Genomic DNA, 15,360 nt, shown 5'->3' on the forward strand with positions numbered 1-15,360 from the left:
GATGATGCCGAGCTTTCACAACGGCGCCGTTGAAATTGCCTATCTCGACGAAGGCGAGGGCGATCCGATCATCCTGGTGCACGGCTTTGCCTCCAGCAAGAACGTGAACTGGGTCTATCCGACCTGGGTCTCGGAGCTGCGCAAGAACGGCCGCCGCGTCATTGCGCTCGACAATCGCGGCCATGGCGAAAGCGCCAAGCTCTACGAGCCCGCGCAGTACTCGATCCCGACCATGGCCGGCGACGTGCTCGCGCTGATGGATCACCTCGCCATCCCGCAGGCCGATCTCATGGGCTATTCGATGGGCGGACGGATGACGGCCTGGCTCTCCCTCAAGGAGCCGCAGCGCCTGCGTTCGGCAATCCTTGGCGGCATCGGCATCGGCGGCCTGATCGAGGGCACCGGGCCCGGCGAGAACGTCGCGAAGGCGCTGGAAGCGCCCTCGCTCGACGACGTCACCGATCCCGTCGGCCGAACTTTTCGTGCTTTTGCAGACCAAACCCGTTCCGACCGCAAGGCGCTGGCCGCCTGCCTGCGCGGCACGCGCGATCTCATGACGACGGACGAAGCCGCGCGCATCGACGTGCCCGTGCTGATCGCGGTCGGCAGCAGCGACGACGTCGCGGGCTCGGCCAGCGCACTCGGCGCCATCATCCCGGGTTCGGAAGTGCTCGACATCCCGAACCGCGATCACATGCGGGCGGTCGGCGACAAGGTCTACAAGACCGGCGTGCTCGATTTCCTGTCACGCCGCGGCTGAGGTCTCGTCCGCGGCCTCATCGCCGAACGAGCGAAACAGCGCCATCAGGACTGTGAAGGTCGCAACCCACACCATTCGCGCGCCGTAGCGATCATGGGGGCCGGAGATGACGGCGCAGATGAAGGCGTTGCCGAGCAGCGCCAGAGTCACCGTCGCCGCCAGCAGCGTCAGGCCGTCAAGCCGGCGGTTCGCGAGCGCATGCGCGAGCAGCACGACCAGGGCCAGCATCGAGGCCAGTGCAACGGGAACGTGCAGCCAGTTGACGTAGTCGAAATTGACACCCCAGTGCTGCTGGCGCGCGGCGCGCATTGGCGCGGCCTGTGAGGGGATATAGCGTTCGATGATGCCGCGGGTGTGCGGGATCCAGCCATTGGTGCCTTCGCCGGTCGCCACATGCAGGAATTGCTGGCCCATCGCTCGCAACGCCGCGCCGGCCTGCCAGGCCGGATAGTCGGCGAGCGAACCCACGACGATGGTGCCCATCTCGTCGTTCATGCCTTCGAAGCGGCCGAGCGTGTTGAACATGCTCTTGCCCCACAGGAATTCGTCGGCGGTCGCCGGCAATTGGTCGCGATAGGGGCAGAGCTTGAGCTTTTCGCGCGGGCAATGGTCATTGAGATAATGCGCAACGATGCCGTCCTGCATCATGCGGCCGAAGGCGACGCCGGTGCCGCCGGGCGTCCATGTCCATTTGCCCGACAATGCATGATTCGCCGACACCAGCATCAGGCCACCGGCGACGACGGTGAGGCTCGCTTGAGCCAATCCGGCGATCAGAAGCCGGCGCCCCAGCAACGGCCGCGCAATCCAGCCGACGGCGCAGAGACCGAGCAGCACGCCGAGCGTGGCGCTGTGGGTCGCGGCGGCAAAGGCGGTGAAGACGAACAGCGAGATTTTTTCGAGCACCGAGGTCCGCTGCCCACCGATGACCAGCAGGAATAGCGACAGCACCGACAGGCCTGCAAAAATGTCGGTGAGCAACATGCTCGCAAGCCAGGGAAGTGCGGTCGACAGGATCAGGAGCAGGCTGATCGCGACGAAGCGGAACGTCTGCATCATCGAGAGCACGCGCAAGGTGAGCTGCAACAGCCACAGCGTCGCCAGCGACTGGACCGCGAGGTTGATCCAGAAACCAGAATTCTCGCCATAGTGCAGATAGATGCCGAACACGGTGGAGCGGCTCGGGACGAGATAGCCCTCGTACCAGCGCGCCAGATAGCCTCCGGTATCCCATTGCAACAGCGGATAGCCGTTCCAGAACGCCGGCGCGATCATCAGGAGCGGCAGGGCGACCGCGGCGAGCCGCAGCCAAAGTGAGCCCACGGCGCCCGCGCGCGCATGATCGGTGGTGATGGTCAAATCCGCTCCGTCCTCACTCGGACCATGCCTGCAATAACGGTTGATGCGGAATTCACCAATAGTTTGACGCCGCCCGGCTTGAATTTGGCGAAACCCTGACCATTTTGAGCCGACCTCGCCGCCTGGGGTGTCGGAGAAACTGTTTTGATTCAACGCGTTGGCATGCCTTGGCGGGACAACGCACTGTTCACTCTCAGGCAAGCCCGTCAGGACTTTGTCGCCTAGACTGTGTTATAGAACCAGCGAAACGAGCCAATTCGAAAGAGCAGATCTCATGGCAGTGCATCAGGTCAATCCGGGAGGAAAGCTCGCAACGCTTGATCCGATCTGGGATCGGATCCGCGGCGAAGCGGAGGACATCGTCCATCGCGAGCCGGAGCTTGCGACCTTCATCTATTCGACGGTGCTGCATCACAGCCGCCTGGAAGATGCGGTGATCCATCGTGTCGCCGACCGGCTCGATCACTCCGCGCTGTCGGGCGATCTCGTGCGCCAGACCTACGACGAGGCGCTGCGCGACGATCCCGATCTCGGCAACGCCTTCCGCGCCGATCTCGTCGCCGTCTACGACCGCGACCCCGCGACCTCGCGCTTCATCGACCCCTTGCTCTATTTCAAGGGCTTTCACGCTATCCAGACCCACCGCCTCGCGCATTGGCTCTATCTGAAGGGCCGCAAGGATTTCGCGTATTATCTGCAGAGCCGGGCGTCTGCGGTATTCCAGACCGACATCAATCCCGCCGCGCGCATCGGCCGCGGCATCTTCCTCGACCACGCCACCGGTTTCGTCTGCGGTGAGACTGCGCTCATCGAGGACGACGTCTCGATCCTGCATGGCGTCACGCTCGGCGGCACCGGCAAGGAGAACGAGGACCGCCATCCGAAAATCCGTCACGGCGTCCTGATCGGCGCCGGCGCGAAGATCCTCGGCAATATCGAGATCGGTCATTGCGCGCGCATCGCGGCGGGCTCGGTCGTGGTCAAACCCGTGCCGCACAACGTGACGGTCGCAGGCGTGCCCGCCAAGGTCGTCGGCGAAGCCGGCTGCGCCGAGCCGTCGCGCACCATGGATCAGATGATCAACGCCATGGGACTCTGAGATGGGACTCTGAGGCGGGACTTCGAGCTTGTCGCAAGGGGCGGATTTTCGCCCCTTTCGTCCCCGAAATTCTTTGGCAATTCATGCTGGCGGTTGGTCGCGTCTCGTCCTAAAACCCGCGCCAACCCAGATTTCGATTGGAGACTTGCCGTGGACGTCAAGGAAGTTAGGAAGCTCGACGCGTATCTGAAGCGCGTATTCGGCAATCCGAAGATTCGCGTCGTGCCGCGGCCGAAGAAGGATGATTCCGCCGAGGTCTATATCGGCGAGGAATTCATCGGCGTGCTCTTCGTCGACGACGAGGACGATGATCGCTCGTTCCAGTTCCAGATGGCGATCCTCGAGGACGATCTCGTCGATCAGGAATAACCGTCGCCACGAGTGTTAAGTTCGCGGCCCGCGCAACTGCGCGGTGAGCCGGTCCATCGCTTCCGCCGCATCGCGCCATTGCGACAGCCAGCTCCGCGGAAAGCGGAAGGTGAGGTCGGCGCCGCCGACGCGGCGTTCGGCGAGGCACATGCCGGGCGTCACCCCATCGCGCGTGCAGCGGGCGGTCAGCGCCGGACTTGCGGCAGAATAGAGATCCTCGCTGCCGTAAGGCGTGTCGGCGCGGAACGTCCGCATCGTCAGCCCGTCCTGGGGCATTGCCGCGGCCTGGTCGAGATAGCGCGGATAGATCGTGGCCGTGCGCTGCTCGGGCGAGAGCGCATCGCGATGCGCGGCGATCGACAGGAAGATGCGGTCGATCGGCTGCATCGCCGCATCCACACTATCGGCGGTGACGTGCTTCGGCGCGCCCGGCGGCTGCAGCGAAGGGTACAGGAAGTCGAGGTCGATCCGCTCCTGCGGCCCGGAGTGGCGCTGGATCTTCATGCGGATCGCGTTGGTCGGCAGGTTGAACAGCGTGCCGCCGACGCTCACCGGCAGCTTGGCCGGGGCGCTCGCGCCGCTCGGGCCCCAAGTTGGCCACAACAAATAGGCGACGAGCGCGACGGCGCACACCGCGGCAATGCCGCCGAGCACGATCGGGACCACGTGGGCCCGGGTGCGCGTCCGGGGGGATTGAGGGGAGATTGCCGAAAACAGTGTCATGACCCGCGCGAATGAGCCGGAAGTCGGCCGACGGCCGACGAATCAGCGGCGAATATGCCACGCGGCGGTGATTTCGCGGAGCGTTCACCGGCTGCAGGGAAGGGAGAGGGGCCTGCGTGGAACGGCCGGCGGCGTTAACCTTCCCTTAAGGATAATGTAGCGTTAACCGGCACTCTTTGTCACAGGAAGGTTCTGGCGTTGCGTAAGGGCGGACCGTTCCGATGACACCTGAAGCTCTCAATACATTCTTCTCGATAGGCATCGGTTTCGCGCTCGCGGGGGCGCTCGTGAGCGGATACCAGACGGTCGCACAGCGGCCCGCCGGCTTCGGTCTGTTGCAGGACGGCGTGGCGCCGAAGACCTTCGCGGCGGTTCCGTTTCTGGTGTTCGCGGCGCCCTTCATCATCATGCGCAACACCTTGCGCGGAAGGCAGCTGGAGAGCCGCCGCGTCGAATTCGTGATGATGGCGACCGTCATCGCCGGCTTCTGGAGCATGATGAGCGGCACCTTCTTCCTGATGACGCTCCGCGCGGCCGGCGTTCTGGTCTGATGCGCGCTGTAGGGCTGCCTGCGCGGCGGCCCTTTGCGTCGAGGCTGCCGTTTCGCTATGGCTGGGGTTGACGCGACAGGAGACCCTCATGGCGATCTACGAGCTCGACGGGCAGGCGCCCGATCTTCCCGCCGACGGCAACTACTTCATCGCGGAGACCGCCACCGTGATCGGCCGCGTGCGCTTGAAGCCAGGCGCGAGCGTCTGGTTCGGCGCGGTGCTGCGCGGCGACAATGAGTGGATCGAGATCGGCGAGGGGTCCAACGTGCAGGACGGCTCGACCTGCCACACCGATCTCGGTTTTCCGCTTCACATCGGCAGGAACTGTACGGTCGGCCACAACGTCATCCTGCACGGCTGCACGATCGAGGAGGGCGCTCTCGTCGGCATGGGCTCCATCGTGATGAACGGCGCCAGGATCGGCCGCAACAGCATCGTTGGCGCCGGCTCCGTCATCACCGAGGGCAAGGAGTTCCCCGAACGGTCCCTGATCATCGGTTCGCCGGCGCGGGTGATCCGCACGCTCGACGACGCCCAGGTGCAGAAGATGGGCAGCGCGGCGAAGTTCTACGTCGCGAACGGCCCGCGCTTCACGAAAGGCTTCAAGCGGATCGGGTGAGCTCAGCTTCCTTCGGACTCACGCGCTTCTAGTGCGCTTGCGACCTTCTCGTGCCCCGCGGACCATAGGGCGTGCTCGTCGCTGCCGTCTTGGTACGGATTGGCTTCCGCCGGAATGTTCTTACACGCCGCGCGTTCGCCTTCTGCAAAAGCATCGCGATCGTTCATCGTGACTGCGCCTTTCTGTTTCCGGAGCAGAAGATCAGCTTGCGCGTGATCGTGCCCGCCTTCCCGGTTTCAAGCTGATGCGACGGCATTTGTTCCGGAACCGGTCATTGCTGCGGCGGTTGACCGGCGAAGGAGAATTTCAATGGCCAGATTGCCCACAACCCGTTCAATCAAGACCGTGATCGTGAGCTTCGCCCTTGCCGCGATGCCGGCCGTATCGTTCGCGCAAGCCACCGGCGGCTCTGCGGGATCGGCCGGAGGTGTGGCCAATTCTCCGGCTCCCGCGCCTGGCACCAACAGTCTGGGTACCGCCCAATCGTCCGGTGCGAATGCACCCGGCGCCACCACCGGGACCGGTGCAGGCGGGAGCAGTGATGCCGCCGTCAACGCCGAGAACCGGCTCCTCGACAAGAAGCTCAAGAGCATCTGCCGCGGCTGCTGATGCTCGCGCGGAAGTGAGGCAGCGTGGCTGTCCCGAATGCCCAGCGGACGCTAGCTTGGTCCTGCTTTGAGCGTGGAGCGTGTCCACGCGGAGGATCGAGTGATGTTACGCAGGATGATGATGGCGGCGCTGGCCGTCGCGGCAATCGGGCTGTCGGCCCCACAGGCGGCCCAGGCGCGGGGCGGTTTCGGCCACGGGGGCGGCGGCTGGGGCCACGGCGGGGGCTGGGGTCACGGCGGCCATTGGCGCGGCGGCGGCTTCTGGCCGGGGATCGCCATCGGGGCGGGTATTGCCGGCGCGGGTTATTACGGCGGCTATTACGGCTACGGCCAACCATATTACGGCAATTCGTATTACTATGGTACCGGCTACGACGATGGCGGCTATGGCGGCTGCTACGTCGTGCGCAAGCGCGTCATGACGCCGTCGGGCTGGCGCATCCGCCCCGTGGATGTTTGCGAATAGGCGGCGGCGCCCGTTAAAAAACAAGGCCGTTGACGCAATATACCGTCAACGACCTTGCCAGCCCCGGACATTGAAATCGGCTCACGCCATCCGGTAACGGCGAGCATCGCTTGGAATCATACGGGCGAATGTGATCCAGTTCACAAGTTCAAAAAATTTAAGGCGGCGGCGCCGGCTGCTCAGCTGCGCGAGCGCTTGCGTGCACTGGCATGGACACGATGCCGTGCAGGTTTCCTGCGGGTAACCGAGGGAGTCTCCGCCTCGGTTGCTCGGGCGCTGGCAAAGGATTGCCGCAGGCCGTCGATGGACTCGTTGAGTGTCGTGACCTGCTCGGACAGACGCTTGGTGTCGGCCTGCTGGAATGCGAGCAAGCGTTTCACACTCTGGAGCTGGTCTTGCACGACCTGGAGCTGGTCAATCGATTCCTGCTGGGTTGCCTCCAGCCCCTTGGTCTTCTCGACCAGCTGCTCGGATGCTTGTGCGGTGCGAGCCTGAAGCTGCCGCGACGCCACCACCCGGTCGGTCTCAGGGGCTGAGCCGGTATAGGCGCGCCAGATCGCGATCGAGGTCACGCCGGCGATCAGCAGCAGGAGCGCGGCGGCGGTCAGCGCGATGGGCTGGGCGCCAAGGCGAAGGAGGGGATGGGACCGTGTGTCCTCTGCGAGATCGATCATCGCTGACAAAACCCAAATTGAAACTTGGTGAGTGGCGAAGACCGGCAACCCTGAGGCCGCCGGGTGTCCCGAAAGCGTTACGTTTCGGCAAGGAATGGGACCAAAAAGAGGCCAAGAGCAAAAAAACCAGCAATCAGGATGCCTTAGGGCATCCGAGCGCCCGTCAGAGGCAGAGATCAGGGCTGAAACGGCGAAAACGGACCAGAATAGGTTTTCGAGCGCGGCGCCGCATAGGGTCCGAGCCGGGAGGTCTTCAGTCCCAGTCGCACCAGTGATTCCGCCAAAGTCACTGCGGCGGCGACGCCGTCGATCACGGGCAGGCCGTGCACGGCGGCGAGTTCATTGGCGAGATCGGCCATGCCGGCGCAACCGAGCACCACGGCCTCTGCACGGTCGTCGCGGATCGCGACTGTGATTTCGGTGGAGATTTTTGCGAGCGCATCGGTGTTGCGCTCCTCCAGCGCGAGCACCGGCACCTCGGCGGCGCGGACGCGGGCGCAGCGTTCGGCGAGGCCGTATTTCCGCAAATTATGCTCGATAGGCACGATGGAGACACCGAGCGTCGTCACCACGGCGAAGCGCGCGGCGATCAGGCTCGCCATGTGGAAGCCGGCCTCGCCAATGCCGATCACGGGTGCCCTTGCCGCGGCGCGCGCGGCGTCGAGGCCCGTGTCGTCGAAGCAGGCGATGATATGCGCATCCGCGCCGTCGCGATCGGCCTCGCGGATGCAGCCGAGCATGCCCGGCACCGCGAACGCCTCGTCGTAAAATCCCTCGATCGAGACCGGGCCCATCGTGGGCTGGCGCGCATCGATCACGGTGTCGGGCAGGGCGACGCTTCGCGCCGCAGCGGCGATCTTCACCGTCATGGCCGCAGTGGTGTTGGGATTGACGACGTGAAGCCGCATCAGATCAGACAAGCCCTTTGCCGGCGTCCGAGCCTTTGGCCGCCTGCCGCTTGTTGAGCATGTGGATGGTGCCAAGCGCAAGCGCGATCACCGTGAACGAGACGGCCGAGATCACGGTGCCGAGCGCATAGATGTCGGGATTCGTCACGGTGGTGGTGAGGCCCTGGAGATCGAGCGGCAGCGTGTTCACCGCCCCGATCGCCTGGCTGGAACGGGCGAGTTCGTCCCATGACAGCGTGAAGCCGAACAGTCCAATGCCGATCACGGAGGGCAGGATGATCGGCAGCACGACATGACGGAAGGCCTGCCATGGCGTTGCGCCGAGATCGCGCGCGGCTTCCTCGAGCCTGGGATCGAACCGGTTGAAGATCGCGAACATGATGAGGAGGCCGAACGGCAGCGTCCAGGTCAGATGTGCACCCAGGCCCGAGGTGAGCAGGCCCATCGAGGTCTCGAAATTCTCGTTGATGGTGCCCTTGATCAGATCGTCGATGATGCGGAATTCAAGCGAGATGCCGAGCGAGGTGATGATCGAGGGCACGATGAGGCTCGCGATCGCCGAGTAGAACAGGATGCTTTGCGCTTTGAACTTGCGGCGAAACGCCATGCCGGCGGCGACCGACAGCACGACGGTGACGATCATCACGATAATGCCAAGCAGCAGCGAACGGCGAAAGGCCGCGCCGAGATCGACGATGCCGGTGCCCTGGAACAGTTTTGCGATCCAGAAAGTCGACACACCGTTCATCGGGAAGGTGAGGCCGCCCTGCGGTCCCTGGAACGATAGCACGTAGATCGCGATCATCGGGCCGTAGAGAAACAGCGTATAGGCCGCGAAGAAGATCGCGAGCACGTAGAAAGAGCGCGGGCGTCCTTCCTTCATGCTCTAGAGCTCCTTCTTGATGTCGACGATGCGCGACATCATGGTGATGATCAGGAACGTGATGACGAGCAGGATCACGGCGTTGGCCGCCGCTGCCGGGAATTGCAACGCGTTCACCCGCGTCTCGATGATCTTGCCGGCGGCCGCGATCTGCTGCCCGCCCATCACGCCGATGGTGATGAAGTCGCCCATCACGATGGTGATGACGAAGATCGAGCCGATCACGATACCGGGCTTGGCAAGCGGGATGATGACGTTGACCAGCGTCTGGAAGCCGGTCGCCCCGGCGTCATAGGCGGCCTCGATCAGCGATTTGTCGATGCGCACCATCGAGTTGAAGATCGGCACTACCATGAAGAAGGTGAAGAGGTGAACCAGCGCCAGCACCACGGAGAATTCGGAGAACAGCAGCCATTCAACGGGATGGTTGATCAGCCCCGTCTTCACCAAGCCTGAGTTGACCAGGCCATTGCGCCCGAGCAGCGGAATCCAGGCGATCATGCGGATCACGTTGGAGGTCCAGAACGGGATCGTGCAGAGCAGCGATAGTCCCATCTGCCAGGTTTTCGACTTGACGTGAAAGGCGAGGAAGTAGGCGACCCAGAAGCCGATGAAGAGTGTGATGATCCACACGAGGAAGCAGAGCTTCAGCGTCTTCAGATAAGTCTTGGCGATGGTGCAGAGATCGGGGAGCTGCGCGATGCAGCCTTCAAACGTGTCGGTGTAGCCGCGGCCCGAGAAGGCCGGCAGCAACTGGTATTCGTTGTAGTCCCAGAACGAGACGATGACGACGAAGACGAGCGGGATCAGGAAGAAGGCGAGGAACACCAGCATCATCGGCCCGGCCTGGAGCCAGGAGATGAACGAGGGTGACAGCCGCGCCGCTTTGCTGCGGCGCGCCGTCTCCGATCCCCGGACCAGGTCCGGGGATGCCTGTTGCAGGATGTCCTCCGACGTGTCCATCAGATTACGCCGCGATGAACTCGTTCCACTTGCGGACCATGTAGTCGTTTTCGTCCATCACGGCGTTCCAGCACGCGACGCCACCCATGCGGTCCTCGTAGGAACCGCCGTCGCGCACGGCGCCTGCCTTTTCGAGCAGCGAGCCGTCGGGCGCCTTGATGTCCTTCTCGGCCGCCTTGCCTTCCATCCAGTAGGCCCACTCGTAAGGCTCCATATGCGCCTTCGCGGTGGAGAGCACGGCTGAGTAGTAACCCTGGCGGTTGAGATAGGCGCCGGCATAGCCGGACAGGAACCAGTTGACGAACTCATAGGCCCATTCGAGCTTCGCACCCGAGACGCCCTTGGAGACGCAGAAGCCCGAGGCCCAGGAGCGATAGCCTTCCTTGAGCGGCTGGAAGGTGCAGGCAATCCCCATCGAGCGGACCTTCGTCACCGCCGGCGACCACATCGACTGGATGACGGTCTCGCCCGAGGCCATCAGGTTGACGCTCTCGTTGAAGTCTTTCCAGAAGGCGCGGAACTGACCGGCCTTCTTGGCCTCGGTCATCACCTTCATGGTGAGATCGATCTCTTCCTTGGTCATGTTGCCCTTGTCGGCATATTTGTACTTGCCGGAGGCTTCCACGACCATCGCGGCATCCATGATGCCGATCGAGGGGATGTTGAGGATCGAGGCCTTGCCCTTGAATTCGGGATTGAGCAGCTCCGACCACGAACTGATCGGACGCTTGATGATATCGGGGCGGATGCCGAGCGTGTCGGCGTTGTAGACGGTCGGGATCAGGGTGACGAATTCGGTCGCCGACGTCGCGAACTTCTTGGAGTCCTTGCCTTCGAGATAGAGCACCTTCCAAGGCGCAGTGCCCTGGCTGCCGATCTTCTTGCCGCCAGGCGTCTGGCCCTTGGTGAAGACGGGCGTGATGTTGTCGAATTCCTTGATCTTCCTGGCGTCGAGGGCAAGGATGTTGCCTGACGGGACGATCTTCTTCAGCGAAAAATATTCGGTGTCCAGCACGTCGAAGGAATTCGGCTGGGTCATCACGCGCTTGGTGACGTCGTCGGTGGTCGCGGTGATGTATTCGATCTTGATGCCGGTGTCCTTCAGGCACTGCTTGGAGATGTCGTCGCCCTCGTTCACGGCGGTGCCGAGATAGCGCAGCACCTTCGGCTCGGCCGACATGACATAGGGAAAGCCGGTGATGGCGCCGGAGCCGGCGGCAAGTCCGGCGAGACCTGCGGTGCTCTTGAGTAGCGTGCGGCGGCTAAGGCCCTTCTTCCTGGTCGTTTCGGTCATATCAGTCACTCCTCTGTTGCGCATTCCGGTGATTGATCGGCGCTATTGCAGACGTTGCGCCTTGGCGGGATCCCAGGTGGCCAGCACGCGATCGCCCGGCCGGAACTGGTGGACGTCGAAGGCGGCCTCGGGAAGGTGGGAGAACAGGGCGGTCCCGTCTTCGAGCGTGAGCGAGACGGCGATGTAGGAGCCCTGGTACTCGGTCTGGGTCAGCAGCGCCGGCGCGCCGACCGCGCCGTCGGCGATCGGCACGATGCCGAGCTGATCGGCGCGCACGGCGATGAGTTTGCCTGCGTCGCTGAGGACGTTGTGACCGCCAATGAAGCGCGCCACGAATTCGGTGCGGGGATGATGGAAGATATCGCGGGCACTTCCCTGCTGTTCGATCCTGCCCTGGTTCATCACCACGATGTGGTCGGCGAGCGCCATCGCCTCTTCCTGGCCGTGCGTGACCTGAACGAAGCTGATGCCGAGTTCGCGCTGCAGCCGCTTCAATTCGCCCCGCATCTTCACCCGCAGGAACGGATCGAGTGCCGAGAGCGGCTCGTCGAGTAACAGGATCTGCGGCTCGGTGATCAGCGCGCGGGCGAGCGCGACGCGCTGCTGCTGGCCGCCGGAGAGCTGTGCGGGGAGCCGGGCCGCGTAGGGCGTCATCGCCACCAGCTCGAGCAACTCGCCGGCGCGCTTGTGCCGCGTCGCCCGGTCGATGCCGCGCATTTTCAGGGCAAACGCCACGTTGTCGATCACGGTGAGGTGCGGGAACAGCGCGTAGGACTGGAACATCATCGCCGTGCCGCGCTTGGCGGGTTCGAGATCGGTCACGTTCTGCGGACCGAGGATGATGTCGCCCTCGCTGACGGCCTCGTGGCCGGCGATCATGCGCAAGGTCGAGGTCTTGCCGCAGCCGGAGGGGCCGAGCAGGCAACAATAGGTGCCGGCCGGGATCTTCAAATTGACGGTGTCGACCGCCAGCGTCGTGTCGTAGCGCTTGCTGACGGCGACCAGTTCGAGAGCGGCGGGAGTGGCCATGGCGTGTCCGGGGCGAGGGCGATGCTGCGCCTCTCTCCGCAAGGTCCATGCCAATCGCGCTTGAATCGTTCTCGGCCGGCCGAATTCCAAAACAGTGCAGCGGAGTCAGATCGTTAGATCGAATCTCATGGGCGTGGGCGGCTCGTGGCCTTCGCAGTTGCGTGCACACAAAACAGGCGCGGATTGTATAAAGTTTCGCCTGTGATTGGATACAGCTGGTCGATTAGGATTCGACGCCATCTTCGACGATCGAGCCCTCACATTCATGGCTGCCAAGTCCCGACCCAAATCCGACGCGCCAGATGCGAGCGATCGCGTCAGCCGCATCCGGGAAGGCGTGACTGCGGCGATCCTCGAACATCGCCTGCTGCCCGGCACGAAACTCGGCGAGGACGAGATCGGCGAGATCTACGGCGCAAGCCGAACGCTGGTGCGCACCGCGCTTCAACAGCTCGCGCATGAAGGCATCGTCAACATCGAGAAGAACCGCGGCGCCTTCGTCGCGCGGCCGACGCCTGCGGACGCCCGGGAAGTGTTCGAGGCGCGCCGCCTGATCGAGCCGACGATCGTCGATCACGCCGTTGACGCGGTGTCGCCGGCCTGGATCGGGCGTCTGCAGCGGCATCTTGCCGAGGAACGCGAGGCGGAGCTGCGTGGCGATGCGCGTGCTTCGGTCCGCCTCTCCGGCGACTTCCATCGACTCGTCGCCGAGATGAGTGGCCACAGCATCTATCTCGGTTTTCTCAAGGAGCTGATCGCGCGCTCCTCGCTCATCATCCTGCTCTACCGCCGGCACGACACGCCGGCCTGCGGCACCGATCATCACGCCGGGATCGTCGCCGCGATCCGCAAGTGCGACAGGGAAGCAGCGCGCGCGCAGATGTTGTCGCATCTGAACGAGATCGAGGCCGAGCTGTTCCTGAAGGATCCCGCCGCCGACGAGTTGCGGCTGGCGGACGTGCTCGGGGCGTGAGCGCAACGAGGCGTCCGCGCCCGTTGGGCGCGGCCGCGGCTATTGCGGCTCCAACCCGAGAGTCTTGATCGACTCGAGCCAGACCGGCCCTTCCTTTTCGTAGAGCGCAATCGAGGATGCGCGATCCATGGCCGGCTGGTCGACGCCGAAAGCATCGAGCAGCTTCTGCACGCGCTCCGTCTTGCCGCCTTCGACCATCAGCTTGGCGAGCATGTCGATCCGGTCTGCCGGCATCGCAGCGGGCGCCACCAGCGCGGTAAAGCTGGTGAGCTGGAAGACACTGCCGGTGACCCCTTGTTCGGTAAACGTCCTGGTCTCGGGCAGCTTCTTCATGCGCACCGGTGTCGGCACCGCAATCGGGCGGCCGACGCCGGTGTCGAGCACCGGAAGCGCGGCCTGATAGCTGCCGACCGCCGCCTGGATCACCCCGGCGGCCAAATCCTGCCACATCGGCGCTTCGCCGCGGTAATGCACGATGGAAATGTCGAGACCGAATTGTCGGTTGAGCTCGGCGATCGCAATGTGCGCGAACGAGCCGATCCCGTACGAGCCGGCCGTGACCTTGTTGCCACGGGCGTACGCGACGAACTCTTCGATCGTCTTTGCATTCGTGGCGGAATGGACCACCAGCGGCAGATGCCCCGAAGGCGTCACCGCGACGATCGTGAAATCCTTGTCCGGATCATAGGCCAGCGATTTCAGCAGCAGCCGGTTACCGAGCAAGGTGGACGAGATCGTGTACATCAGCGTGTAACCGTCCGCCGGAGAATCCTTCACCGACTGTGCGGCCAGCGCACCGCTGGCTCCGGTTTTGTTTTCGACAATGACCGGCTGGCCAAGCTTCTGCGAGATGTAGTCGCCATAGGCGCGGGCGAAGGCATCGGTGATGCCGCCTGCCGGTGTGGAGACGACGATCCTGATTGCCCGGGTCGGCCAGGCTTCGGCCCAAGCCGTTTCAGAAGCGGCCATCGTCAGGCATGCAATCGCGGCAGCCCAAATTCTCGCGGATCTCCGCACTTCGGCCTCCCCTTTTCCCTGTGTCATTGGGCAGCCGGCAGCCACCGCAACGAGGTGTCACACGGGCGAGGAGGAGGGTCAAGAAATCAAAATATCGTTTCACTGTGTGAAATGATCATCGCCGACCTGCAGGAGAACCCGGCGCAGCAAGCTTGGCGCCGAGCGCCTCGGCAAGTGCGGAAGCGACCTTCTTCATCGGAGGTACGAAGCGCCGGACGCCGTCCTCCAGGCCGACCGCCTCGCGCAGCATCATCACGTTCATGCTGCCGAACAGACGATTCCGCAAAATCACGGGTACGCCAATCGCCCACACCGCGCCGCCGAAGACGCGGCGGCTGTAGGTCTCGTCCATGACCGCGAAGCCGGCGCCGCGGATCGTGCGCAGCACTTTGGCGAGCCTGCCGGGGTTGCGGGCCAGATCGTTCCAGGGCTCGGGACCGAGGGCAAGCCGCGCGGCAATGCGCTCCTGCTCGGCGGGCTCGCAAAAGGCGAGGTAGGCGCGCCCCATCGAGGTGCCGAGGACAGGAAAGCGAAAACCCGGCGGCCGGCTGAACAGCAGCGATCCATCCACCCGCGTCGTGTGGGCGATGACCATGGATTCCTGGTCGAGCACCGCGATGTCTGACGGCCAGTGGATCTGCTTGCGGAATTTGTTGAGGATGGGTTCGGCGATGCCGCCAATCCAGGTCGGCTCGTCATAGCCTGCGCTGAGCAGCAGAGCCCGTCCGGTCGGCGCGTAGCTGGCCGGCTCGGTACGGCGTACCACATAGCCTTCGTGCTCCAGCGTCTCGAGCATGCGGACGATCGTTGACTTGTTCAGCCCCGTCGCTTTGTGCAGCGAGCCGACGGTCGACTGCCGTTCCTGGTTGATCACCCGCAGGACTTCCAGGCCCCTGGACAACGCGATGACGGGACGGAACGACGTCATGGCAGCTCCTTGTGATTGCGTGTGCCGCTGGCCATGAAGCAACCGCCGGAGAGACAGGGCAGCGCGTTCGACGCCAACGCCTTCACCGATTGCGGGAAGGCTGGAATGAGTCAAGCTCGCTGACGTGTTCATCTCGG

General features: G+C 63.9%; 19 protein-coding genes. 9 read left to right on the forward strand and 10 right to left on the reverse strand.

Annotated features, from left to right (window positions below; all coding sequences use genetic code 11):
- The first annotated feature begins 4 nt into the window (after positions 1 to 4).
- Positions 5 to 760: an alpha/beta fold hydrolase gene (locus tag AC0L27_RS13865; protein ID WP_354208587.1), complete on the forward strand. Its 756-nt coding sequence runs from the start codon at positions 5 to 7 to the stop codon at positions 758 to 760.
- On the opposite strand, the gene AC0L27_RS13870 is transcribed toward AC0L27_RS13865, so the two are convergent.
- Complete coding sequence (locus tag AC0L27_RS13870) at positions 746 to 2,119, reverse strand: hypothetical protein (RefSeq protein ID WP_354208588.1); 1,374 nt, start codon at positions 2,117 to 2,119, stop codon at positions 746 to 748. The genes AC0L27_RS13865 and AC0L27_RS13870 overlap by 15 nt on opposite strands.
- A 274-nt stretch (positions 2,120 to 2,393) precedes the next feature.
- On the opposite strand from AC0L27_RS13870, the gene cysE reads away from it, so the two are divergent.
- Positions 2,394 to 3,218 (forward strand): serine O-acetyltransferase, encoded by an 825-nt coding sequence (cysE, locus tag AC0L27_RS13875; RefSeq protein ID WP_007602549.1) that lies wholly within the window; start codon positions 2,394 to 2,396, stop codon positions 3,216 to 3,218.
- 150 nt (positions 3,219 to 3,368) lie between these two features.
- Complete coding sequence (locus AC0L27_RS13880) at positions 3,369 to 3,587, forward strand: DUF3126 family protein (protein WP_007602550.1); 219 nt, start codon at positions 3,369 to 3,371, stop codon at positions 3,585 to 3,587.
- Between the two features lie 15 nt (positions 3,588 to 3,602).
- On the opposite strand, the gene AC0L27_RS13885 is transcribed toward AC0L27_RS13880, so the two are convergent.
- The gene (locus tag AC0L27_RS13885) at positions 3,603 to 4,310 is read right to left on the reverse strand and encodes a hypothetical protein (RefSeq protein ID WP_354208589.1); all 708 of its coding nucleotides are present in this window, start codon (positions 4,308 to 4,310) and stop codon (positions 3,603 to 3,605) included.
- A gap of 221 nt (positions 4,311 to 4,531) precedes the next feature.
- Between AC0L27_RS13885 and AC0L27_RS13890 the strand changes: the two genes are divergently transcribed.
- From AC0L27_RS13890 to AC0L27_RS13910, 5 genes are all read left to right on the forward strand, one after another.
- Positions 4,532 to 4,861 carry a DUF6949 family protein gene (locus AC0L27_RS13890; protein ID WP_007611845.1) on the forward strand — a complete coding sequence of 110 codons (330 nt, stop codon included), beginning with the start codon at positions 4,532 to 4,534 and terminating at the stop codon, positions 4,859 to 4,861.
- A gap of 88 nt (positions 4,862 to 4,949) precedes the next feature.
- Positions 4,950 to 5,480 carry a gamma carbonic anhydrase family protein gene (locus AC0L27_RS13895; RefSeq protein ID WP_354208590.1) on the forward strand — a complete coding sequence of 177 codons (531 nt, stop codon included), beginning with the start codon at positions 4,950 to 4,952 and terminating at the stop codon, positions 5,478 to 5,480.
- 71 nt (positions 5,481 to 5,551) lie between these two features.
- Entirely contained in the window at positions 5,552 to 5,725 is a 174-nt protein-coding gene (locus tag AC0L27_RS13900; protein ID WP_354255084.1) for a hypothetical protein, read from the forward strand.
- Positions 5,726 to 5,789: 64 nt separating this feature from the next.
- Complete coding sequence (locus tag AC0L27_RS13905; protein ID WP_354208592.1) at positions 5,790 to 6,089, forward strand: hypothetical protein; 300 nt, start codon at positions 5,790 to 5,792, stop codon at positions 6,087 to 6,089.
- Positions 6,090 to 6,191: 102 nt separating this feature from the next.
- Positions 6,192 to 6,554, forward strand: coding sequence for a hypothetical protein (locus tag AC0L27_RS13910; protein WP_354255065.1), 363 nt, complete (start codon positions 6,192 to 6,194; stop codon positions 6,552 to 6,554).
- A 179-nt stretch (positions 6,555 to 6,733) separates the two neighbouring features.
- On the opposite strand, the gene AC0L27_RS13915 is transcribed toward AC0L27_RS13910, so the two are convergent.
- The 6 genes from AC0L27_RS13915 to AC0L27_RS13940 form a co-directional block, all read right to left on the reverse strand.
- Positions 6,734 to 7,228, reverse strand: a complete 495-nt coding sequence (locus tag AC0L27_RS13915; RefSeq protein ID WP_354208593.1) for a hypothetical protein — start codon at positions 7,226 to 7,228, stop codon at positions 6,734 to 6,736.
- Between the two features lie 176 nt (positions 7,229 to 7,404).
- Entirely contained in the window at positions 7,405 to 8,136 is a 732-nt protein-coding gene (locus tag AC0L27_RS13920; RefSeq protein WP_354208675.1) for an aspartate/glutamate racemase family protein, read from the reverse strand.
- Positions 8,137 to 8,140: 4 nt separating this feature from the next.
- The gene (locus tag AC0L27_RS13925; protein ID WP_354208594.1) at positions 8,141 to 9,019 is read right to left on the reverse strand and encodes an ABC transporter permease; all 879 of its coding nucleotides are present in this window, start codon (positions 9,017 to 9,019) and stop codon (positions 8,141 to 8,143) included.
- Between the two features lie 3 nt (positions 9,020 to 9,022).
- Positions 9,023 to 9,982 carry an ABC transporter permease gene (locus AC0L27_RS13930; RefSeq protein ID WP_275174672.1) on the reverse strand — a complete coding sequence of 320 codons (960 nt, stop codon included), beginning with the start codon at positions 9,980 to 9,982 and terminating at the stop codon, positions 9,023 to 9,025.
- A gap of 4 nt (positions 9,983 to 9,986) precedes the next feature.
- Positions 9,987 to 11,276: an ABC transporter substrate-binding protein gene (locus AC0L27_RS13935; protein WP_275174673.1), complete on the reverse strand. Its 1,290-nt coding sequence runs from the start codon at positions 11,274 to 11,276 to the stop codon at positions 9,987 to 9,989.
- 42 nt (positions 11,277 to 11,318) lie between these two features.
- On the reverse strand, positions 11,319 to 12,305 hold the full coding sequence (locus AC0L27_RS13940) for an ABC transporter ATP-binding protein (protein WP_275174674.1): 987 nt from the start codon (positions 12,303 to 12,305) through the stop codon (positions 11,319 to 11,321).
- 265 nt (positions 12,306 to 12,570) lie between these two features.
- On the opposite strand from AC0L27_RS13940, the gene AC0L27_RS13945 reads away from it, so the two are divergent.
- Positions 12,571 to 13,278 carry a GntR family transcriptional regulator gene (locus AC0L27_RS13945; RefSeq protein WP_354208596.1) on the forward strand — a complete coding sequence of 236 codons (708 nt, stop codon included), beginning with the start codon at positions 12,571 to 12,573 and terminating at the stop codon, positions 13,276 to 13,278.
- A 39-nt stretch (positions 13,279 to 13,317) separates the two neighbouring features.
- Here AC0L27_RS13945 and AC0L27_RS13950 read toward each other — a convergent pair whose 3' ends face one another.
- Positions 13,318 to 14,247 carry a Bug family tripartite tricarboxylate transporter substrate binding protein gene (locus AC0L27_RS13950; protein ID WP_354255064.1) on the reverse strand — a complete coding sequence of 310 codons (930 nt, stop codon included), beginning with the start codon at positions 14,245 to 14,247 and terminating at the stop codon, positions 13,318 to 13,320.
- A 163-nt stretch (positions 14,248 to 14,410) separates the two neighbouring features.
- Positions 14,411 to 15,223 (reverse strand): helix-turn-helix domain-containing protein, encoded by an 813-nt coding sequence (locus AC0L27_RS13955; protein ID WP_473300733.1) that lies wholly within the window; start codon positions 15,221 to 15,223, stop codon positions 14,411 to 14,413.
- Positions 15,224 to 15,360 lie beyond the last annotated feature (137 nt).

The organism is Bradyrhizobium sp. Ken51 (assembly GCF_055807435.1).

Coding starts and splice junctions, on each gene's coding strand:
- AC0L27_RS13865 (WP_354208587.1), top strand. CDS start 5: ATGCCGAGCTTTCACAACGGCGCCGTTGAAATTGCCTATCTCGACGAA.
- cysE (WP_007602549.1), top strand. CDS start 2,394: ATGGCAGTGCATCAGGTCAATCCGGGAGGAAAGCTCGCAACGCTTGAT.
- AC0L27_RS13885 (WP_354208589.1), bottom strand. CDS start 4,310: ATGACACTGTTTTCGGCAATCTCCCCTCAATCCCCCCGGACGCGCACC.
- AC0L27_RS13890 (WP_007611845.1), top strand. CDS start 4,532: ATGACACCTGAAGCTCTCAATACATTCTTCTCGATAGGCATCGGTTTC.
- AC0L27_RS13895 (WP_354208590.1), top strand. CDS start 4,950: ATGGCGATCTACGAGCTCGACGGGCAGGCGCCCGATCTTCCCGCCGAC.
- AC0L27_RS13905 (WP_354208592.1), top strand. CDS start 5,790: ATGGCCAGATTGCCCACAACCCGTTCAATCAAGACCGTGATCGTGAGC.
- AC0L27_RS13910 (WP_354255065.1), top strand. CDS start 6,192: ATGTTACGCAGGATGATGATGGCGGCGCTGGCCGTCGCGGCAATCGGG.
- AC0L27_RS13915 (WP_354208593.1), bottom strand. CDS start 7,228: ATGATCGATCTCGCAGAGGACACACGGTCCCATCCCCTCCTTCGCCTT.
- AC0L27_RS13920 (WP_354208675.1), bottom strand. CDS start 8,136: ATGCGGCTTCACGTCGTCAATCCCAACACCACTGCGGCCATGACGGTG.
- AC0L27_RS13925 (WP_354208594.1), bottom strand. CDS start 9,019: ATGAAGGAAGGACGCCCGCGCTCTTTCTACGTGCTCGCGATCTTCTTC.
- AC0L27_RS13930 (WP_275174672.1), bottom strand. CDS start 9,982: ATGGACACGTCGGAGGACATCCTGCAACAGGCATCCCCGGACCTGGTC.
- AC0L27_RS13935 (WP_275174673.1), bottom strand. CDS start 11,276: ATGACCGAAACGACCAGGAAGAAGGGCCTTAGCCGCCGCACGCTACTC.
- AC0L27_RS13940 (WP_275174674.1), bottom strand. CDS start 12,305: ATGGCCACTCCCGCCGCTCTCGAACTGGTCGCCGTCAGCAAGCGCTAC.
- AC0L27_RS13945 (WP_354208596.1), top strand. CDS start 12,571: ATGGCTGCCAAGTCCCGACCCAAATCCGACGCGCCAGATGCGAGCGAT.
- AC0L27_RS13950 (WP_354255064.1), bottom strand. CDS start 14,247: ATGGCCGCTTCTGAAACGGCTTGGGCCGAAGCCTGGCCGACCCGGGCA.
- AC0L27_RS13955 (WP_473300733.1), bottom strand. CDS start 15,223: ATGACGTCGTTCCGTCCCGTCATCGCGTTGTCCAGGGGCCTGGAAGTC.